The sequence below is a fragment of the Ruegeria sp. BHSA191 genome, assembly GCF_059613325.1.
The window spans coordinates 37129-57481 of record NZ_JBXWSH010000010.1; the positions used below are offsets into that span (position 1 = coordinate 37129).

The window sequence follows — 20353 nt, forward strand, 5'->3', positions numbered from 1 at the left end:
TCACCTCAACTCCGGCCTTCCCCCATCAACCACATTTTGAATGGCCGCAGCTTGCGCAGGTCATGCAGCCTTCGATCATGCGCATCTCATACTGACCGCAGGACGGGCAGGCCTTGCCGCGGGGAGCGTCCATATTGACCACCTGCGCCTGCGGGTCGGATTTCAGTCCCATCCCTTCCCCCTCAAGGAACCCGATCGCAATCATGTGCTGCTCGATCACGCCACCGATCGCCGCCAGGATCGAGGGGATGTACTTGCCCTGAACCCAGGCCCCGCCGCGCGGGTCGAACACGGCCTTCAGTTCCTCGACCACAAAGGACACGTCGCCACCGCGTCGGAACACGGCCGAGATCATCCGGGTCAGGGCCAGCGTCCAGGCGTAATGCTCCATGTTCTTCGAGTTGATGAACACCTCGAACGGACGCCGCCGACCACCGATGACGATGTCGTTGATCGTCAAATAGATCGCGTGCTCGCTATCGGGCCATTTCAGCTTGTAGGTCGACCCTTCCAGCGACTGCGGCCGGTCCAGCGGTTCGGACATGTAGATGACATCGCCGCCATCCACCTCGTGCGGCGCATCCGCGCTTTCACCTGGCACCTTGTCGTCGCTTTCCGAAACGGTCAGCACCGAACCTGTCACGTCGTTCGGGCGATAGGTCGTGCAGCCTTTGCAGCCCCGATCCCAGGCTTGCATGTACACGTCCTTGAAAGCATCGAACGCGATGTCCTCGGGGCAGTTGATCGTCTTCGAGATCGAGCTGTCGATCCATTTCTGCGCGGCAGCCTGCATCTTGACATGCTCGGCCGGGGTCAGGGTCTGGGCGTTCACGAAATAGTCGGGCAGTTCGACGTCGCCGAACTTGTCGCGCCACATCTGAACGGCATAGTCCACCACCTCTTCCTCGGTGCGCGAGCCGTCCTTCTGCAGCACCTTGCGGGTGTAGGCATAGGCAAAGACCGGCTCGATCCCCGACGACACGTTGCCCGCATACAGAGAGATCGTCCCCGTGGGCGCGATCGAGGTCAGCAAAGCGTTGCGGATGCCGTGTTCGCGGATTGCCTCGCGGACATCGTCATCCATCTGCTGCATGGTGCCGCTGGCCAGGTATTTCTCGGCATCGAACAGGGGAAAGGCCCCTTTTTCCTTGGCCAAGTCCACCGACGCCAGATACGCGGCGCGAGCGATCGCGTGCAACCAGCGCTCGGTCTGACGCGCCGCCTCGTCCGAGCCATAGCGCAGACCCAGCATCAACAGCGCATCCGCAAGCCCGGTCACGCCCAGACCGATACGACGCTTGGCCTGCGCCTCGGCGGCCTGCTGCGGCAGCGGGAATTTCGAGGCATCCACCACGTTGTCCATCATGCGAACGGCCGTGGCGACAAGCTCCTGCAATGCCGCCTCGTCCAGACGAGCCGCGTCTTCGAACGGTGCTGACACCAGCCGCGCCAGGTTGATCGAACCCAACAGACAGGCGCCATAAGGCGGCAGTGGCTGCTCTCCGCACGGGTTGGTGGCGGCGATGGTCTCGCAATAGCTCAGGTTGTTGGCCTGGTTGATCCGGTCGATGAAGATCACGCCCGGCTCGGCATAGTCATAGGTGGCCTGCATGATCTTGTTCCACAGATCGCGGGCCTGCACCGTGTGATAAACCTTGCCGTCAAAGACCAGATCCCACGAGGCATCGGCCTTGACCGCGTCCATGAAGGCATCCGTCACCAGAACCGACATGTTGAACATACGAAGACGGGCCGGGTCGGATTTGGCGGTGATGAACTGTTCGATATCCGGATGGTCGCAGCGCATGGTCGCCATCATCGCGCCCCGGCGCGAGCCCGCCGACATGATGGTGCGGCACATGGCGTCCCACACATCCATGAACGACAGCGGCCCCGAGGCATCGGCGGCCACCCCATGCACATCCGCGCCGCGCGGCCGGATGGTCGAGAAATCATAGCCGATCCCCCCGCCCTGCTGCATGGTCAGCGCGGCCTCTTTCAGCATGTCGAAAATGCCGCCCATGCTGTCGGGGATCGTGCCCATGACGAAACAATTGAACAGGGTCACCTGCCGCGCGGTACCTGCTCCGGCCGTGATGCGCCCAGCGGGCAGGTATTTGAAGTCCTCAAGCGCCTCGTAGAACTTCTGTTCCCAATGCACGGGGTCCTTTTCCACCCGTGCCAGATCGCGCGCAATCCGCCGCCATGTATCCTCGACCGACTTGTCGATCGGCGTGCCATCCGCTTTTTTGAAGCGGTATTTCATGTCCCAGATCTGCTCGGCGATGGGGGCGGCAAAGCGGCTCATTGGTGATTCCCTGTCTTGAAAGAGACGGTCATATTAAACCCATTGCGCCCGCCGCCACAACAGCTTGATGAAAGGCGCCAGAGAACTACAATATCAAGGTGACCCTTGGGACGACTCTGTGGGGGAGTTGTGGATAACTACGTGAACCTGATCAAACTTTCGGTCGGCTCGGAAAGCGTCGCCAGCCTGGCCGCGTGGCAGGACAGCTACCGGCTGCGCTTTGACGACCACCTGCCCCGTCACATCACCCGCATGTGGCCCAAGCGCGAGGCCGAAATCCTGAACGGAGGGTCGATCTACTGGGTCATCAAGGGCGTGGTGCAGTGCCGCCAGCGCATTTTGCGGCTGGACGAGGTGACGGGTGAGGATGGCATCCGCCGCTGCGCCATCGTGCTGGACCCGCAGGTCCATCGCACACAGGGCGCGCAGAAACGGCCCTTTCAAGGCTGGCGCTATCTGAAACCCGAGGACAGCCCCGCAGACCTGCCCGAAAGCCGCGCGCAGGACGACGCCCTGCCCGAGGATCTGAACCGCGCGCTGGCTGAAATCGGCGTGCTCTAGCCTCAGCCCAAACGGCGCATTACTTCTGCCAGAGCGGCCTTTTCAGTGGCCCCGTACTCCGCAACCCGGCTGCGCCACAAAGTGGCCTGCGATTGCAGGATCAACCCATCTGACAGGATCTTGAGGTGGTTGGCACGCAGGGTCTCGCCGGTCGATGTGATGTCGGCAATCGCCTCGGCGGTTTCGTTCATCACCGTTCCCTCGGTCGCCCCTTGGCTGTCGACCAGCGTATAATCGGCAACCCCAGAATCGGTCAGGAACTCGCGCACCAGGCGGTGGTACTTGGTGGCGATCCGCAGACGGTGCCCATGCGTGGCCCGAAAGGCGGCGGCGGCGGCGTCCAGGTCATCCAGCGTCTCGACATCGACCCAGCAGGCCGGAACCGCGATCACCAAATCGGCCTGGCCGAAGCCCAGCGGTGCGATTTCTTCGACCTGCTGTTCCCAGCGCGGCAGTTTCTCGTGCACCAGATCGGTGCCGGTCACACCCAAGTGAATCCGCCCGGCAGCCAGCTCGCGCGGAATCTCTCCGGCCGACAGCAGGATCAGCGAGACATCCTCGATCCCGTCCACCTTGCCAGCGTATTCCCGGTCGGACCCGGCGCGCGACAGCTCGATCCCGTGGCGGGCGAACCAGGCAAAGGTTTTCTCCATCAGCCGCCCCTTGGACGGCACGCCCAGCTTCAGGGTCATTGGCCCGCCTCCTCGATTTCCAGCATCAGGTCGGGGCGCAGCACGCCACCCACCGCCGGGATCTCGGCCCCGTTGCCCAGCCGCCGCGTCAGCGCATCATAGCGCCCACCGGTAGCGATAGGCGGCAGATCGGGGCGGCGCTCGGCGTAGAAGCCGAAAACGAACCCGTCGTAATATTCCATCGAGGTGCGCCCATACGAGGCCTCGAAATCCAGCTTGCCGACATCAACGCCACGCGCCTGCAGGGCAGCGATCCGCGCCTCGAGCCGGTCCAGCGCGGGGGTGATCTGGGGCAGATCGACGGCGATGTCGCGCAGATGCTCCAGCGCATAGGGCATGGTCTCGCGCACGCCCAGCAGCGCGTCCAGCCCGGCCATCTCCGTGTCTGAAATCGGCGGTGTGTCGCGGTCGGCGCGCAGGGCGTCGATGCGGGCGGCGATCTCGGCCGGTCGGCGCTTGCCGATCATCGGCGCGTCGCATGCCATCGGGTCGGCCGCAGCGAGCAACGCGGCGCGGTGGTCCGGCTCGGGCTTGCGGCCCGCGAACCGGTCCAGCAGAGCCCGGAACCGACGCGGCCGCCACAGATGGCGCATCAGCGCAGCCTTGCGTTGGTCGGAGGTGCGCAGGCCTTGTACTGCAGCGGTCAGAATGCCGATGTCACCGGTCGCCGCGCGCAGCGGCAGGCCCCGCAATTGCAGGGCAAACAGCGAGAACACCTCGGCATCGGCGCCTGCCGGATCGTCGCGGTCAAAGACCTCGTAGCCAACCTGGATGTATTCATTGGCGCGGTCGGGGTCGTGTTCCTGACGGCGAAACACCTCGCCCGAATAGGTATACCGCGCCGGTTCGGCCCCGTCGCGCATGTGCATCTGCACCACCGGCAGGGTGAAATCCGGGCGTAGCATCTGTTCGCCGCGCAGCGCATCCGAGGTGACGTAGGCGCGCGCGCGGATATCCTCGCCATAAAGGTCCAGCAGCGTCTCGGCCGATTGCAGCAGCGGCGTGTCGACAACCTGCGCCCCGGCGGCCTCGAAACGCACGCGCATCATCGCGGCCCGGGCCTGGATCTGGGATCGGTTGGGCATGGCTCAGTCCTGACTGTCCAGCATCTCGCGCACCTTGGCGACCAGATCGCCGCGGGGTACCTCGAACTGGCTGGGGCGCTCCTTCCATTCCTCAAGCGTGGCGCTCTCGGCGATCTTGGCGCCCAGGATCAGGTCCTTGATCTGAACAACGCCGCGGTCCTTCTCGTCCCCGCCCTCGATCACCGCGACGGGCGAGTTCCGCTTGTCCGCGTATTTCAGTTGATTGCCGAAATTCTTGGGGTTGCCCAGGTAGACCTCGGCGCGGATGCCGGCATTGCGCAGTTCGGCCACCATCGCCTGATAGTCGGCCATGCGGTCGCGGTCCATCACGGTCACGACGACCGGCCCGGTGTCATGTGACTTGATCCGCCCTTTCTCGCGCAGCGCGGCCAGCAACCGGTCGACCCCGATCGAGACACCGGTGGCCGGCACTTCCTGCCCGGTGAAGCGCTTGACCAGATCATCATAGCGCCCGCCGCCTGCGACGGAACCAAATTGCCGCTTGCGACCCTTTTCATCGAAGATCTCGAAGGTCAGCTCGGCCTCGTAGACCGGACCGGTGTAGTATCCCAGCCCTCGCACGACCGAGGGGTCGATCTGGATGCGATCGGCGCCATAGCCTCCCGCAGCCAGCAATTCGCCGATCTGCTCCAGCTCGGAGATGCCTTCAGCGCCGATCTTTCTGTCACCCACGGCCGCGCTCAGGTTGGCCAGCGTTCCGGCGGCGTCATCGGCTTTCGAGGTCAGGAAGGCGATCACCGGCTCGGCCTGATCGTCGGACAGACCCACGCCCTCGATAAACGCGCCCGAGGCGTCCAGCCGACCCTTGGTCAGCAACTCGCGCACGCCCTGCTCGCCCACCTTGTCGAACTTGTCGATGGTGCGCAGAACGTCATCGCGCGCCGCCGCGTCCGCGCCCAGGCCCATGGCCTCGAGCACGCCGTTGAGGACCTTGCGGTTGTTGACCCGCACCAGATAGTCGCCGCGCGGGATGCCCACGGTCTCCAGCGTGTCAGAGAGCATGGCGCAGATCTCGGCATCCGCGGCCATGCTGGCCGTACCGACCGTATCCGCATCGCATTGATAGAACTGGCGATACCGCCCCGGACCCGGCTTTTCGTTGCGCCAGACCGGACCCATCGCATAGCGGCGATAGGGCGTGGGCAGGTCGTTGCGATGTTGGGCATAGACCCGAGCCAGCGGCGCGGTCAGGTCATAGCGCAGCGCCATCCAGTCGCCGTTGCCGCCCTCGTCAAACTCCTGCCAGGCGAACACGCCTTCGTTGGGGCGATCGACATCGGGCAGGAACTTGCCCAGCGCTTCGACCGTTTCCACGGCGCTGCTTTCCAGCGCATCAAACCCATAGCGATGATAGACGTCCGCAATCGTCCGCAGCATCTCGGTGCGCTGCGTGACTTCCTGGCCGAAATAGTCGCGGAACCCTTTCGGCGTGACGGCCTTGGGGCGGGGCTGTTTCTTGGGCTTGGCCATGTGGGGCGTCCTTGGGATTTCATCACTTGCGCGCGCGGTCTATCCCATGGTCTGGGTCGGGGCAAGCCAGCGCTGGCATTGCGTGCGCCACAGCGGTATGACCGCACCAGATCACAGGAGCCCCAGCGATGCAGCATCTGGAAGAGAAAATCGCCCACCTGACCCGCACCGTGGATGACCTGAGCATGGTCGTCGCCAAGCAGCAGGACGAGATCGATCGCCTGACCCGCCATGTCGCGATGCTGATGCAGCGCGAGGCCGAACGCGCGCAGGAGGGGTCCGGCGGGGTCATCCTGGGCGACGAACGCCCGCCGCATTATTGAAGGGGCGTCAGACCTCCTGCACGTCCATCACGCCATCGAGCGATTTGATCGCACCCTTGATCTGCGGGTTGATGGGGAAATCCTGCCCCAGATCCATCTCGACTTCGCCCGGCAGGCCCGGGTCCAACAGGCACAGGTGAACCGGCCCCTTCGCGGCATTTCGGGCCGCCCCCGCCGCGTCCTGCAAAACCCGTGCCACGGTGGACACCACCTGCGGCTGATCGACGAAGATGCGCAGACCCGTTGCCCCGGCCTCGGCCACCACCGAATCCGCCGGACCGACCGAGCGCGCCAGCAGCTTCAGCTGGTCGGCCTCCATCGTGGCTTCGGCCGTCAGCACGACCTGCGCGCCGGTTTCCAGATACTCGCGTGATTTCTCCAAGGTTTCCGAGAACAGCGTCACCTCGTATGCCCCCGTCGGGTCGGACAGCTGGGCAAAGGCGAACCGATTGCCCTTGGCCGATTTCCGTTCCTGTCGTCCGGCGACCACACCGGCCATCTTGGCGATCAACGGACCCGAGCGTGCCTTTTCGGTGACCTCGTCCAGCGTCATCACCTGCTTGCGTTTCAGGGCGGGCATGTAGTCGTCCAGCGGGTGGCCGGAGAGGTAGAAGCCGATGGCCTTGAACTCCTCGCTCAGGCGTTCGGCGGGCAGCCAGTCTGGCGATTTCGACAGGCGCGGTTCGGGCAGATCGTCGCCCGCCTCGCCGAACAGCGAGACCTGGTTCGAATTCTTCTGCTCGTGGATCGCCGCCGAATACTGCACCAGCTGTTCGAGGCTTTCGAACACCCTGCGGCGGTTCTTGTCCAGCTCGTCGAAGGCCCCCGCGCGGGCCAGCATCTCCAGCGGCCGTTTGCCGACCTTCTTCAGGTCGACCCGGCGGGCGAAGTCAAAGAGGTTGACGAAAGGCTTGTCGCCCCGCCCCTGCACCACGAGGTTCATCGCCTCGACGCCCACGTTTTTCAGCGCGCCCAGAGCATAGACCAGCTGGCCATCCACCACGTCGAAGGTCGCCAGCGAGCGGTTCACGCAGGGCGGCACGTAAGGCAGGCCCAGCCCCTTGCGGACCTCTTCGAAATACACCGCCAGCTTGTCGGTCAGGTGGATATCGCAGTTCATGACGCCGGCCATGAACTCGACCGGGTGGTTCGCCTTGAGCCAGCCGGTCTGGTAGCTGACCACCGCATAGGCCGCCGCGTGGGATTTGTTGAAGCCGTAGTTGGCGAATTTCTCCAGCAGGTCGAACACCTCGGAGGCCTTCTTGGCGTCCACCCCGTTCTTGGCCGCGCCGGCCTCGAATTTCGGGCGTTCGGCGTCCATCGCCTCTTTGATCTTCTTGCCCATCGCGCGGCGCAGCAGGTCGGCGCCGCCAAGGGAGTAGCCCGCCATGACCTGCGCGATCTGCATCACCTGCTCCTGGTAGACGATGATGCCCTGCGTTTCCTCGAGGATATGGTCGATCAGCGGGTGAACGGATTGGATCTGGCGCTGGCCGTTCTTGACCTCGCAATAGGTGGGGATGTTCTCCATCGGGCCGGGGCGGTAGAGCGCCACGAGAGCCACGATGTCCTCGATGCAGGTGGGTTTCATGCGCTTGAGCGCGTCCATCATGCCCGAGCTTTCAACCTGGAACACCGCCACGGTCTTGGCCGCGGAATAGAGCTTGTAGGTGGCCGGATCGTCCAGCGGGATCGCGTTGATCTCGTTCACCGCGCCTTCGGGCGGATCATAGAGCTGCCTCCCGTCGGCGGCGATGTGCAGGTCGCGGCCCGACTTGCGGATCAGGTCCACCGCGTTCTGGATCACGGTCAGGGTTTTCAGGCCCAGAAAGTCAAATTTGACCAGACCGGCCTGTTCCACCCATTTCATGTTGAACTGGGTCGCGGGCATGTCCGAGCGCGGGTCCTGGTAGAGCGGCACCAGCTCGTCCAGCGGCCGGTCGCCGATCACCACCCCGGCGGCGTGGGTCGAGGCGTTGCGCAACAGCCCCTCGACCTGCTGGCCGTAAGTCAGAAGGCGGTCCACCACCTCTTCGTTGCGGGCCTCTTCGCGCAGGCGGGGTTCGTCCTTGAGCGCCTTTTCGATCGAGACCGGCTTGACCCCTTCGACCGGGATCATCTTGGACAGGCGGTCCACCTGGCCGTAAGGCATCTGCAGCACCCGCCCGATGTCGCGCACCGCGGCCTTGGACAAGAGCGCGCCGAAGGTGATGATCTGGCCCACCTTGTCGCGGCCGTATTTCTGCTGAACGTAGCGGATCACCTCTTCGCGGCGGTCCATGCAGAAGTCGATGTCGAAGTCGGGCATCGAGACCCGCTCGGGGTTCAGGAAGCGTTCGAACAGCAGGCTGTAGCGCAGCGGGTCAAGGTCGGTGATCGTCAGCGCATAGGCCACCAGCGAGCCCGCGCCCGAGCCCCGCCCCGGCCCGACCGGAATGTTGTGCTCCTTGGCCCATTTGATGAAGTCGGCAACGATCAGGAAGTAGCCGGGGAACCCCATGCTTTCGATGATGCCCAGTTCGAAATCCAGACGCTTCTGGTATTCCTCGGGCGGGACGGCGTGGGGGATCACCGCCAGACGTTTCTGCAGCCCCTCGTTGGCCTGACGCCGCAGTTCCTCGACCTCGTCATCGGCGAATTTCGGCAGGATCGGGTTGCGCTTGTAGGCCATGAAGGCGCAGCGCTTGGCGATCTCGACCGTGTTCTCGATCGCCTCGGGCAGGTCGGCGAAGAGCGCGGCCATTTCCTGCGGTGACTTGAAATAGTGCTGCGCGGTCAGGCGTCGGCGGCCCTCTTGCTGGTCGACATAGGCGCCCTCGGCGATGCAGATCAGGGCGTCGTGCGCCTCGTACATGTCCGAGGTTGGGAAATAGACGTCATTGGTGGCGACCAGAGGCAGGTTCTTGGCATAGGCCATCTCCACGTGGCCGCGCTCGGTCAGGCGTTCGGCCTCGGGCTGGCCATCCTCGCCGGGGTGGCGTTGCAGTTCGATATACAGGCGATCGGGGAACATCGCGGCCAGCCGGTCCACCAGCGCCTCGGCCGCCGGGCGCTGGCCCTGCTGCAGCAGGCGGCCCACGGGGCCGTCCGGGCCGCCGGTCAGGCAGATCAGGCCCGCCGAATGGCGCTGAAGTTCATCCAGCGTGACCTGCGGCAGCTGCCCGCCCTTGTCCACATAGAGGCACGAGCTGAGCTTCATCAGGTTCTCATACCCGGTCTCGGACTGGGCCAGCAGCACCACGGGCGCAGGCTGCGTCGGCTTGTCGCCCGGCTGTGCGGTCACATAACTGAGGTCCACCTGGCAGCCGATGATCGGCTGGATTCCCGCGCCGCTGGCGGTGACGGAAAACTCCAGCGCGCAGAACATGTTGTTGGTATCGGTGACCGCAACGGCGGGCATGTCCATCTGCTCGCACAGACCGGGCAGCTTTTTCAGCCGCACAGCGCCTTCCAGCAGGGAATATTCGGTATGAACGCGCAGGTGGATGAATCGCGGAGAACTGCTCATGAGCGCAGGCTATCCCACTCGGCGCGCGGGCAAAAGACAGAAGGATACCGGCGGGTTGCTCAAACAATAATCAGCGATTATTCGGGTTTTTCAGAAGGTGCTTTACTTGAGATCGGGGCGCAATGGCAAAAAGGTGTTTTGTTTCAAAGTCGTGCCCGGATCAGGCGGTCGATACACCTGTCAAGACGAATAGGAATGGTGCATTTCAGGGGCGGTTTTTCTTGCCAGCCGTCCGGCGCTGTTTCTAACATCTTTCGGCAAGCTACAAGCCCGCTTCTTTCTCTACGTCGCATCGAGAGAGGGCACCCATGGGCGCAACGGGGTAACGCGACGGGTTTCTAGAATGAACATCACGTTTCTTCTGAACGGAGAGACTGTGGAGTTGGCGGATGTTGATCCGACGGCCACATTGCTGGATTGGCTGCGCGAGGACCGCGGCCTGACAGGCACGAAGGAAGGCTGCAACGAGGGCGACTGCGGCGCCTGCACCGTGATGGTGACGGATGAGGGCGGCGCCAAGGCGCTGAATGCCTGCATCCTGTTTCTACCGCAGCTGCATGGCAAGGCGGTGCGCACTGTCGAAGGCACGAGCGGGCCGGATGGCCAGATGCACCCGGTTCAGCAGGCGATGGTCGAGCATCACGGCTCGCAATGCGGGTTCTGCACGCCGGGTTTCGTGATGTCTATGGTGGCCAGCCATGCGAATGGCGCAACCGATCACGACACGCAACTGGCCGGCAACCTGTGCCGCTGCACCGGCTATGCCCCGATCATCCGCGCGGCAAAGGCCGTCGAAGACCAGCCCGTGCCGGTCTGGATCAGGGACACGCCGGTGGCGGTCGAGCCCGCCTCGCCGATGATGCCGCGCTCGTCCGACGAGCTGGCCGAGGTCTATGCCAGCCATCCCGAGGCGACTCTGGTGGCCGGCGCCACTGATGTGGGCCTGTGGGTGACCAAGCAGTTGCGCGATCTGGACCCGGTGATCTTTCTGGGCGGGTGCGACGATCTGAAGGAGATCTCGATCACCGAAGACGAGGTCCGCATCGGTGCGATGGTGGACATGAACCGCATGGGCGCGGCGATGGCCGATCTGCACCCCTCCTATGCTGAGATGATCCGGCGCTATGCCAGCGTGCAGGTGCGCCATTCGGCCACCGTGGGGGGCAACATCGCCAACGGCTCGCCCATCGGGGACAACCCGCCCGCGCTGATCGCGCTGGGGGCGACGCTGCATCTGCGCAAAGGGGACGCGCGGCGGTCGATCCCGCTGGAGGCGTTCTTTGTCGATTACGGCAAGCAGGACCGCGCGCCCGGCGAGTTCGTCGAGGCGGTCAGCTTTGCCCGTCAATCGGACCGGCTGAAATGCTACAAGCTGAGCAAGCGGTTCGATCAGGATATCTCGGCCGTGTGTGGCTGTTTCAACGTCACCGTTTCGGATGGCTTCGTGGTGCAGGCGCGCATCGCCTTCGGAGGCATGGCGGGCATTCCGAAGCGGGCCGCGGCGGTCGAGGCCGCCTTGGTCGGCAAGGCGTGGACGCATGAGACCGTTCAGGCCGCGCTGCCGGCGTTTGACGGGGATTTCACCCCGCTGACCGACATGCGCGCCTCGGCCGAATACCGGCTGGAGACGGCCAAGGCGATGCTGGAGCGGTATTTCGCAGAGGATCAGGGCGAGTTGGTCAACGTGCTGGAGGTGTCGGCATGAGCGTGACCAAGCCCCTGCCCCATGACGCAGCACATCTGCATGTGTCGGGAACCGCGCGTTACGTGGATGACATTCCGACGCCCAAAGGCACGCTGCACCTGGCCTTTGGGTTGAGCCCGATCGCCAAGGGCCGGATCACGGCGATGGACCTGTCGGCGGTGAAGGCCGCCGAGGGCGTCGTGATGGTGATGACGGCTGAGGACCTGCCCTTTGCCAATGACGTCTCGCCCTCGGTCCATGACGAGCCGCTGCTGGCGGACGGGACGGTGAACTATGTGGGCCAGTCTGTGTTTTTGGTCGTTGCCACCAGCCATCCGGCGGCGCGCAAGGCGGCGCGGCTGGGCAGGATCGACTATGCCGAGGAAACGCCGATCCTGACCATCGAGGAGGCCTTGGCCGCGGACAGCCGGTTCGAGGACGGCCCGCGGATCTACGCCAAGGGTGATGCCGATACGGCCATCGCACAGGCGGCGCATGTGGTCGAAGGCACGTTCGAGATCGGCGGGCAAGAGCATTTCTACCTGGAAGGTCAGGCCGCGCTGGCGGTGCCGAACGAGGGCGGGGACATGCTGGTGCATTCCTCGACCCAGCACCCGACCGAGATCCAGCACAAGGTGGCCGAGGCGCTGGGTGTTCCCATGAACGCCGTGCGGGTCGAGACCCGGCGGATGGGCGGCGGCTTTGGCGGCAAGGAAAGCCAGGGCAACGCGCTGGCCGTGGCCTGCGCCATCGCGGCGCGGGCGACCGGGCGGGCCTGCAAGATGCGCTATGACCGCGACGATGACATGATCATCACCGGCAAGCGGCATGCGTTTCGCATCAGCTACAAGGCTGGGCTCGACGCGGAGGGGCGCATTCAGGGTGTCTCGTTCAAGCATTACGCCATCTGCGGCTGGGCGCAGGACCTGTCGCTGCCGGTGGCCGACCGGGCGATGCTGCATGCCGACAACGCCTATCTGTTGCCCAACGCGCGGATCGAGAGCCATCGGCTGAAGACCAACACCCAATCGGCGACGGCGTTTCGCGGCTTTGGCGGGCCGCAGGGCATGGTAGGGATCGAACGGGTGATGGATCACGCAGCGCATGTGTTGGGGCTGGACCCGGTCGAGCTGCGGAGGCGGAATTATTATGCGGCTCCGGCTGAGGGGGGCTCTGCCCCCCGGCCTGCGGCCTCCCCCCGGAGTATTTCCGAAAAGATGAAGGGGAATACCACGCCCTATGGGCAGGTGGTCGAGGATTTCGAGCTGCACGGGATGACCGAGGCCCTGCTGGCGTCGAGCGACTATGCCGCGCGCAAGGCGGCGGTCGCGGCGTGGAATGCCGAGAACCGCGTGGTCAAGAAGGGTATCGCCTTTTCGCCGGTGAAATTCGGGATTTCCTTTACGCTGACCCATCTGAACCAGGCCGGGGCGCTGGTGCATGTCTATCAGGACGGCTCGGTGCATCTGAACCATGGCGGCACCGAGATGGGCCAGGGGCTGTTCCAGAAGGTGGCGCAGGTGGCGGCCGCGCGGTTCGGCATTCCGCTGGAGATGGTGAAGATCACCGCGACCGATACCGCGAAAGTGCCGAATACTTCGGCCACGGCGGCCTCGTCCGGCAGCGATCTGAACGGGATGGCCGTGAAGGCCGCCTGTGACACGATCCGCGACCGGATGGCCGCCTATCTGGGCCAGCGGCATCAGGCCGACCCATCGGCGGTCGTCTTTGCCGATGGCCGGGTTACCGTGGGCGAGGAAAGCTACAGCTTTGCCGAGGCGGCGGCGCTGGCCTATCAGGGGCGCGTCAGCCTGTCGGCGACCGGGTTCTACAAGACGCCCAAGATCGAGTGGGACCGGATCAAGGGTCAGGGGCGTCCGTTCTATTATTTTGCCTATGGCGCGGCGGTGACCGAGGTGGCGGTGGACACCCTGACCGGGGAAAACCGGATTCTGCGGGCGGATATCCTGCATGATGCCGGCGCCTCGCTGAACCCGGCGCTGGATATCGGGCAGGTCGAGGGCGGCTATGTGCAGGGCGCGGGCTGGCTGACGACCGAGGAACTGGTGTGGGACGACAAGGGCCGGCTGCGCACCCATGCGCCATCGACCTACAAGATCCCCGCCTGTTCGGACCGGCCGGGCGTGTTCAACGTGGCGCTTTGGGATGGCGCGAACCGCGAGGACACGATCTATCGCTCGAAGGCGGTGGGCGAGCCGCCCTTCATGCTGGGAATTTCGGCCTGGCTGGCGCTGTCGAATGCCGTTGCGGCCTGTGGCGATGGATACCCGGGTCTGAAAGCTCCGGCCACCGCCGAAGAAGTCTGGCGGTGTATCCGAAAGCTGCGCGGAGGACACTGATGGGTTTCGATCGGGAGGCATTGAGGGAGGCGGTAGAAAAACACGGCAAGGTGACACGCGTGGTCATCGCCGCGATACGCGGGTCGTCCCCGCGCGAGGTCGGCGCCGCGATGCTGGTTTGGGACGGCGGGCAGGCGGGCACGATCGGCGGCGGCACGCTCGAGTTTCAGGCGGCCGAGGCGGCCCGGGGCCAGCAAGACCGGTCCCGCCTATCCCGACATGCGCTGGGGCCGGACCTTGGGCAATGCTGCGGCGGCGCCGTCACGCTGCTGAGCGAGGTCTATGACGCGGAAGCTGTCGCGCAGTTGGACCGCGAGGTGATCGCCCGCCCCGTCACGGATGCTCCGATGCCGCTTTCGGTGAAACGGCTGCTGGCACAGGCCCGCAACCAGGGCCAGCGCCCCGAGCCCCAACTGATCGACGGCTGGATGATCGAACCGGTGCACAGCCCCCTCAGCCAGCTGTGGATCTGGGGGGCCGGACATGTCGGGCGGGCGCTGGTCGGTGTGATGGCCCCCCTGCCCGATCTGGCGATCACCTGGGTGGACACCGCGCCCGACCGTTTTCCCGAGATGGTTCCGCCGGGTGTTACCGCAGTGCCGGCAGCCAATCCGGCGGATCTGGTGCACCACGCTCCGCCAGATGCCGAGCACCTGGTGCTGACATATTCACACAATCTGGACTTTGAACTGTGCAACCGGCTGCTTTGGCATGATTTCCGCTTTGCGGGGCTGATCGGCTCGGCTACGAAATGGGCGCGATTCCGTTCGCGCCTTGCCGCGCTGGGGCATTCACCGGCGCAGATCAGCCGGATCACCTGCCCCATCGGGGACCCGGCCCTGGGCAAGCACCCGCAGATGATCGCAATCGGTGTGGCGGCACATATCCTGCGCCCCGCCCGGCAGAATGACTTGAAGAAGGACCAGAGCGCGTGACCACTCCACTTCTGAGCCTGCAGGGACTGACTAAGGCCTATCCCGGCGTCGTGGCCAATGACCATGTGTCCTTCGACATAGCGGAAGGCGAAGTCCATGCCCTGCTGGGCGAGAACGGCGCCGGCAAGTCCACTCTGGTCAAGATGATCTATGGGCTGGTCAAGCCCGACAGCGGCACGATGCTGATGCGCGGCCAGCCCTACGTCCCAAGCGAACCGCGCGCGGCGCGCGCCGACGGCGTCGCGATGGTGTTCCAGCATTTCTCGCTGTTCGACGCGCTGAACGTGGCCGAGAACATCGCCTTGGGCATGGAAAACCCACCTCCCATGGGCGACCTGGCTGCGCGTATTCGCGAAGTTTCGGAGAATTACGGCCTGCCGCTCGACCCGTACCGGACCGTGGGCGACCTGTCCGCGGGCGAACGCCAGCGGGTCGAGATCATCCGCTGCCTGTTGCAGGACCCCAAGCTGCTGATCATGGATGAACCCACCTCGGTTCTGACGCCGCAGGAGGTCGAGATCCTGTTCGAGACGCTGAAAAAGCTGCGCTCGGAGGGTACCTCGATCCTGTACATCTCGCACAAGCTCGAAGAAATCCGCACGCTGTGCGACCACGCCACCATCCTGCGGCTGGGCAAGAATGTGGGCGAATGCGTACCGTCCGAGACCTCGGCCCGCGACATGGCCGAACTGATGGTTGGCTCGGCCTTGCAGACACCGGAACGCGCGGGGCGCGCGTTCGGCCCGGTGGCGCTGGATGTGACCGGCCTGTCGGTGCCGTCTCCGTCCGAGTTCGGCACGGCGCTAAAAAACGTGCACCTGACCGTGCGCAAGGGCGAGGTTCTGGGCATCGGCGGCGTCGCCGGCAACGGGCAGGACGAGTTGCTGGGTGCGCTGTCGGGCGAAATCCTGACCACGGCCGACGCCATCAAATTCAACGGCCAGCCCATCGGCCGGCTGGGGCCCACTGCACGGCGCGAGCTGGGTGTACTAACCGCGCCCGAGGAACGTCTGGGCCATGCGGCGGCACCGGACATGAGCCTGACCGAGAACGCCCTGTTGACCGGGTCGGTGCGGGAAAACCTCGAAACCCGGGGCTTTCTGAAATGGAGCGAAGCCCGGGATTTCGCCGAGCGGATCATCAAAACCTTCGACGTCCGCACGCCCGGCCCTGAGAACGCCGCGCGGTCGCTGTCGGGCGGCAACCTGCAGAAATTCGTGATCGGCCGCGAGGTGCTGCAAAACCCCGAGGTTCTGGTGGTGAACCAGCCGACCTGGGGGGTCGATGCCGCCGCAGCCGCCGCGATCCGTCAGGCTATTCTGGACCTTGCGGCCCAGGGCACGGCTGTGGTTTGCATCAGCCAGGACCTGGACGAGTTGATGGAGATCTCGGACAGTTTCGCCGCGCTGAACGAGGGGCGACTGAGCGCGCCGCGGCCCACGGCCAACCTGAGCGTCGAAGAGATCGGCCTGATGATGGGCGGCGCGCATGGCATGGAGGTGGCGCATGTATAGGCCTCGGCGCGGCTTTCGACCGGCGCACATCAACAAGAACGCAACAGGCAGGGGGATCACGGGATGATCGTGCTGGAGAAACGCCCACAGCCGTCCAAGGCGTGGTCCTACGCCACGCCGCTGGTGGCGGTGGTGGCCACGATGGTGTTCGGCGGGCTGCTGTTCGCCATCTTGGGCAAAAACCCCGTCGAGGCGATCGGCACGATCTTCTGGGAGCCCCTGTTCGGCGAGTTCTCATTCTATTACCGGCCGCAATTGTTGGTGAAAGGCGCGCCACTGGTCCTGATCGCCATCGGGCTGTCGCTGGGCTTTCGCGCCGGGATCTGGAACATCGGCGCCGAGGGTCAGTACATCATGGGGGCGATTTTCGGCGCGGGCATCGGGCTGGCCTTCTATCCGCTTGATGCTTGGTATGTATTTCCGCTGATGGTCCTCGCCGGGGCCTTTGGGGGCTGGATCTGGGCGATGATCCCGGCCTTTCTGAAAGTGCGCTTTGGCACCAACGAGATTCTTGTCTCGCTGATGCTCGTCTATGTGGCCGAGCAATTCCTGGCCTCGGTCTCGCTGGGGCTGCTTAAAAACCCCGAGGGGTTCGGCTTTCCGGGCTCGCGCAACCTGCAATCCTATGACGCCGCGCACAACGCGGAACTGATCGCAGGATCGGGCATGCACTGGGGTGTGGTCGCGGCCTTCGTTGCGGTGATCTTTGCCTATGTCCTGCTGAACCGGCACATGCTGGGCTTTCACATCCGCCTGACGGGCGAGGCCCCCCGCGCAGCAAGATTCGCAGGCGTGAACCCGCCCCGGCTGATCCTGTTCTGCCTGGGGCTTTCGGGTGCCCTGGCGGGCTTGGCGGGCATGTTCGAAGTGTCCGGCCCCGCGGGCGTGGTGAGCATCGACTTCAACGTGGGCTACGGGTTTACCGCCATCATCGTGGCCTTCCTCGGCCGTCTGCACCCGGTGGGCATCCTTCTGGCCGGCGGCCTGATGGCGCTGACCTATATCGGCGGCGAGATCGCGCAGTCTCAGCTGGGGCTGCCCGCCGCCGCGATTCAGGTGTTTCAGGGGATGCTGCTGTTCTTCCTGCTGGCCTTTGACCTATTGACCAACTACCGCATCCGTGCGGCCCGCAGCGAGGTGGCGTGACCCATGAACCTTGGTGAAATCAACCCCATTCTGCTGATCGCCTCGCTGATGGTGGCGGCCACCCCGCTGTTGCTGGCCGCAATCGGAGAGCTGGTCGTCGAGAAAGCCGGCGTACTGAACCTTGGCGTCGAAGGCATGATGATCGTGGGCGCGATCAGCGGCTTTGCGATCTCGGTCGAGACCGGCTCGCCCTGGCTGGGTTTCGTGGCGGCGGCCATCGGCGGCGCGCTGCTGTCGCTGCTGTTCGTGCTGCTGACCCAGTTCGCACTGGCCAACCAGGTGGCCAGCGGCCTGGCCCTGACGCTGTTCGGCCTAGGCCTCAGCGCGTTGTTGGGGCAAAGCTATGTGGGCATCAAGCCGCCCAGCATGGGCGACATCCACATCCCCGTCCTGAGCGACCTGCCGGTGATCGGCCCCATCCTGTTCCAGCATGATCCGATCCTGTATGTGGGCATTGCGCTGACCGCAGGGGTGTGGGCGATGTTGAAATACACCCGAGCGGGTCTGATCCTGCGCGCGGTGGGGGAAAACCACGATGCCGCCCATGCGCTGGGCTACAAGGTGGTGCGGATCCGCATTCTGGCCATCCTCTTCGGCGGCGCCTGCGCCGGGCTGGGTGGGGCCTATATCAGCCTGATCCGGGTACCACAATGGACCGAAGGCATGACCGCCGGCGTCGGCTGGATCGCGCTGGCACTGGTGGTGTTCGCCAGCTGGAAACCGTGGCGCACCTTGCTGGGTGCCTATCTGTTCGGCGGCATCACCGTTCTGCAGCTGAATTTGCAGGCAGCGGGCGTTGCCATCCCTGTCGAGTATCTGGCAATGTCGCCCTACATCATAACGATCCTTGTGCTCGTGATCCTTTCGGCCGACAAGAGCAGGGCACCTGCCTCACTTGGCCGGACCTTCCACGCCTCGCACTAGGGGCCAACTGTACCAAATTGGGGAGTAACTAAATGAAATTCACTTCACTTCTGGCAAGCGCCGCCATGGCACTTGGCCTTGCCACGGGCGCCGTGGCCGAGGACAAGACAAAGGTCGGGTTCGTCTATGTCGGCCCGGTGGGCGATGGCGGCTGGACCTACGAGCACGACAAGGGCCGTCAGGCTGTCGAGAAGCACTTTGGCGACAAGGTCGAAACCGTGTACGTGGAATCGGTGCCCGAAGGCCCGGATGCCGAGCGCGTCATGACCCAGATGGCGCTGGAAGGGGCCGACCTGATCTTTACCACCTCGTTCGGCTACATGGACCCGACCATCAACGTGGCCAAGAAATTCCCGAACGTGAAATTTGAGCACGCCACCGGCTACAAGACCGCCGACAACGTGTCGGTCTACTCGGCGCGTTTCTATGAGGGTCGCGCTGTCCAAGGTCATATCGCCGGCAAGATGACCAAGTCGAACATCATCGGCTATATCGGCTCGTACCCGATCCCCGAAGTGATCCGCGGCATCAACTCGGCCTTCATTCACGCCAAGAAGGTGAACCCGGATGTCGAGTTCAAAATCGTCTGGGCCTACACCTGGTTCGATCCGGCGAAAGAGGCTGATGCCGCCAAGGTTCTGATCGAACAGGGCGCCGATGTGATCCTGCAGCACACGGACTCGACCGCACCGCAGGCTGCCGCACAAGAAGCCGGCAACGTGATCACTTTCGGCCAGGCCTCGGACATGAGCGAATATGCTCCGATGCCGCGCGTCAGCTCGATCATCGACAATTGGGCGCCTTACTACATTGCGCGCACCCAGGCTGTGATGGATGGCACCTGGGAGTCGGTGAACACCTGGGACGGTATCAAGGAAGGCATGGTCGAGATCGGCGAGATCTCCGATGCCGTTCCGGCCGACGTCAAGGCTGAAGCTCTGGCTCTGAAGGACGCGATCGCATCGGGTGAATACCATCCTTTCACCGGCCCGCTGAACAAGCAGGACGGCAGCGCCTGGCTGGCAGAAGGCGAAGTGGCCGATGACGGCACGCTGGCCGGCATGAACTTCTATGTCGAAGGCCTGGAAGGCGAAATTCCGCAGTAAGCCGGATCTGAAAAACACCGGAAAGCCCGCCCCATCTGGCGGGCTTTTTTATTTACAGTTGGTCCCGAAAACTGCGCCAGGCCAGAAGAACCCGCGACGACGCCGTCAGGAAACACAGCCCCCCGAACACCCAAGCCATGGGCGCGAATGCCTGCGGCAGCAGGCAAAGCAGAACCAGGAAAGCGATCGTCTCTGCCCCTTCCAGCAGGCCGCCGGTGAAATACAGCGCCTTCTTCCCCCGCGCCTCAGACCGCAGTCCGTGACGGTCGGCCAGCAGGGCAAAGCCCAGAAAGCTGGTGCCGTTAACGTAGAATGACAGCAGCAGAAAGGCCCCGGCCAAGCCGTTGGCCGCAGGGTCGGCGACGACGAATGCGAATGGGACCGCGCCGTAGAACAGGAAATCGCAGGTGATATCAAGGTAACCGCCGAAATCGGTCCCTCCGCGCGCGCGGGCCACCGCGCCATCCAGCCCATCCGCCAAGCGCGACAACAGCAGCGGCAGCAAGGCCCACGCCGTTTCCCCAACGGCGATCAGGCCGCAGGCCACCAGCCCCAGCCCCAACCCGATCAGCGTGATCTGGTTGGCGGTAAAGCCCAGCCGGGCAAGAACACGCCCCTGCGCGTTCAGCACCGGATCAATAATGGGTCGGATCTGTGCATCGAACATGCGCGGCTCCTAGCCTGCGATCCCGATTTTGGCCAGACACAATGGCGCG

General features: G+C 64.4%; 15 protein-coding genes. 9 read left to right on the plus strand and 6 right to left on the minus strand.

Annotated features, from left to right (window positions below; translation table 11 throughout):
* Positions 1-25: 25 nt before the first annotated feature.
* Entirely contained in the window at positions 26-2308 is a 2283-nt protein-coding gene (locus AC2FNS_RS11490; protein WP_496713316.1) for an adenosylcobalamin-dependent ribonucleoside-diphosphate reductase, read from the minus strand.
* A 129-nt stretch (positions 2309-2437) separates the two neighbouring features.
* On the opposite strand from AC2FNS_RS11490, the gene AC2FNS_RS11495 reads away from it, so the two are divergent.
* The gene (locus AC2FNS_RS11495; protein WP_496713314.1) at positions 2438-2869 is read left to right on the plus strand and encodes a DUF1489 family protein; all 432 of its coding nucleotides are present in this window, start codon (positions 2438-2440) and stop codon (positions 2867-2869) included.
* 2 nt (positions 2870-2871) lie between these two features.
* Here AC2FNS_RS11495 and hisG read toward each other — a convergent pair whose 3' ends face one another.
* The 3 genes from hisG to hisS are packed head-to-tail and all read right to left on the minus strand — an operon-like array spanning position 2872 to position 6137.
* Positions 2872-3561 (minus strand): ATP phosphoribosyltransferase, encoded by a 690-nt coding sequence (gene hisG / locus AC2FNS_RS11500; RefSeq protein WP_496727602.1) that lies wholly within the window; start codon positions 3559-3561, stop codon positions 2872-2874.
* The gene (locus tag AC2FNS_RS11505; protein WP_496727603.1) at positions 3558-4646 is read right to left on the minus strand and encodes an ATP phosphoribosyltransferase regulatory subunit; all 1089 of its coding nucleotides are present in this window, start codon (positions 4644-4646) and stop codon (positions 3558-3560) included. The genes hisG and AC2FNS_RS11505 overlap by 4 nt, the downstream gene beginning before the upstream one ends.
* 3 nt (positions 4647-4649) lie before the next feature.
* Positions 4650-6137, minus strand: a complete 1488-nt coding sequence (hisS, locus tag AC2FNS_RS11510) for a histidine--tRNA ligase (RefSeq protein WP_496712695.1) — start codon at positions 6135-6137, stop codon at positions 4650-4652.
* A 128-nt stretch (positions 6138-6265) separates the two neighbouring features.
* Between hisS and AC2FNS_RS11515 the strand changes: the two genes are divergently transcribed.
* The gene (locus AC2FNS_RS11515; protein WP_093964614.1) at positions 6266-6460 is read left to right on the plus strand and encodes a SlyX family protein; all 195 of its coding nucleotides are present in this window, start codon (positions 6266-6268) and stop codon (positions 6458-6460) included.
* 7 nt (positions 6461-6467) lie between these two features.
* Here the strand turns inward: AC2FNS_RS11515 and dnaE are convergent, their stop codons facing one another.
* A complete protein-coding gene (gene dnaE, locus AC2FNS_RS11520; RefSeq protein WP_496712696.1) occupies positions 6468-9968 on the minus strand; it encodes a DNA polymerase III subunit alpha in 3501 nt (1166 codons plus the stop codon).
* Positions 9969-10311: 343 nt separating this feature from the next.
* Between dnaE and xdhA the strand changes: the two genes are divergently transcribed.
* The 7 genes from xdhA to AC2FNS_RS11555 all read left to right on the plus strand — a co-directional run bounded on the left by xdhA (position 10312) and on the right by AC2FNS_RS11555 (position 19637).
* A complete protein-coding gene (xdhA, locus tag AC2FNS_RS11525; RefSeq protein ID WP_496803856.1) occupies positions 10312-11673 on the plus strand; it encodes a xanthine dehydrogenase small subunit in 1362 nt (453 codons plus the stop codon).
* The gene (gene xdhB / locus AC2FNS_RS11530) at positions 11670-14012 is read left to right on the plus strand and encodes a xanthine dehydrogenase molybdopterin binding subunit (protein ID WP_496712698.1); all 2343 of its coding nucleotides are present in this window, start codon (positions 11670-11672) and stop codon (positions 14010-14012) included. Before xdhA ends, xdhB begins: the two co-directional genes overlap by 4 nt.
* Entirely contained in the window at positions 14012-14947 is a 936-nt protein-coding gene (gene xdhC / locus AC2FNS_RS11535; RefSeq protein WP_496687311.1) for a xanthine dehydrogenase accessory protein XdhC, read from the plus strand. Before xdhB ends, xdhC begins: the two co-directional genes overlap by 1 nt.
* Entirely contained in the window at positions 14944-16461 is a 1518-nt protein-coding gene (locus AC2FNS_RS11540) for an ABC transporter ATP-binding protein (RefSeq protein WP_496687309.1), read from the plus strand. The genes xdhC and AC2FNS_RS11540 overlap by 4 nt, the downstream gene beginning before the upstream one ends.
* 63 nt (positions 16462-16524) lie before the next feature.
* A complete protein-coding gene (locus AC2FNS_RS11545; RefSeq protein ID WP_496687308.1) occupies positions 16525-17607 on the plus strand; it encodes an ABC transporter permease in 1083 nt (360 codons plus the stop codon).
* 3 nt (positions 17608-17610) lie between these two features.
* Positions 17611-18531: an ABC transporter permease gene (locus AC2FNS_RS11550; RefSeq protein WP_496687307.1), complete on the plus strand. Its 921-nt coding sequence runs from the start codon at positions 17611-17613 to the stop codon at positions 18529-18531.
* Positions 18532-18563: 32 nt separating this feature from the next.
* On the plus strand, positions 18564-19637 hold the full coding sequence (locus AC2FNS_RS11555) for a BMP family ABC transporter substrate-binding protein (protein ID WP_496678504.1): 1074 nt from the start codon (positions 18564-18566) through the stop codon (positions 19635-19637).
* A 52-nt stretch (positions 19638-19689) separates the two neighbouring features.
* On the opposite strand, the gene AC2FNS_RS11560 is transcribed toward AC2FNS_RS11555, so the two are convergent.
* Positions 19690-20304 (minus strand): CDP-alcohol phosphatidyltransferase family protein, encoded by a 615-nt coding sequence (locus tag AC2FNS_RS11560; RefSeq protein ID WP_496712699.1) that lies wholly within the window; start codon positions 20302-20304, stop codon positions 19690-19692.
* Between the last annotated feature and the right edge of the window lie 49 nt (positions 20305-20353).

What these genes read in the sequence shown, in the direction of transcription:
- AC2FNS_RS11555 (WP_496678504.1), top strand. Translation starts at nt 18,564, where the DNA reads ATGAAATTCACTTCACTTCTGGCAAGCGCCGCCATGGCACTTGGCCTT.
- AC2FNS_RS11545 (WP_496687308.1), top strand. Translation starts at nt 16,525, where the DNA reads ATGATCGTGCTGGAGAAACGCCCACAGCCGTCCAAGGCGTGGTCCTAC.
- hisG (WP_496727602.1), bottom strand. Translation starts at nt 3,561, where the DNA reads ATGACCCTGAAGCTGGGCGTGCCGTCCAAGGGGCGGCTGATGGAGAAA.
- xdhB (WP_496712698.1), top strand. Translation starts at nt 11,670, where the DNA reads ATGAGCGTGACCAAGCCCCTGCCCCATGACGCAGCACATCTGCATGTG.
- hisS (WP_496712695.1), bottom strand. Translation starts at nt 6,137, where the DNA reads ATGGCCAAGCCCAAGAAACAGCCCCGCCCCAAGGCCGTCACGCCGAAA.
- xdhA (WP_496803856.1), top strand. Translation starts at nt 10,312, where the DNA reads ATGAACATCACGTTTCTTCTGAACGGAGAGACTGTGGAGTTGGCGGAT.
- AC2FNS_RS11505 (WP_496727603.1), bottom strand. Translation starts at nt 4,646, where the DNA reads ATGCCCAACCGATCCCAGATCCAGGCCCGGGCCGCGATGATGCGCGTG.
- AC2FNS_RS11550 (WP_496687307.1), top strand. Translation starts at nt 17,611, where the DNA reads ATGAACCTTGGTGAAATCAACCCCATTCTGCTGATCGCCTCGCTGATG.
- dnaE (WP_496712696.1), bottom strand. Translation starts at nt 9,968, where the DNA reads ATGAGCAGTTCTCCGCGATTCATCCACCTGCGCGTTCATACCGAATAT.
- AC2FNS_RS11515 (WP_093964614.1), top strand. Translation starts at nt 6,266, where the DNA reads ATGCAGCATCTGGAAGAGAAAATCGCCCACCTGACCCGCACCGTGGAT.
- AC2FNS_RS11490 (WP_496713316.1), bottom strand. Translation starts at nt 2,308, where the DNA reads ATGAGCCGCTTTGCCGCCCCCATCGCCGAGCAGATCTGGGACATGAAA.
- AC2FNS_RS11560 (WP_496712699.1), bottom strand. Translation starts at nt 20,304, where the DNA reads ATGTTCGATGCACAGATCCGACCCATTATTGATCCGGTGCTGAACGCG.
- xdhC (WP_496687311.1), top strand. Translation starts at nt 14,012, where the DNA reads ATGGGTTTCGATCGGGAGGCATTGAGGGAGGCGGTAGAAAAACACGGC.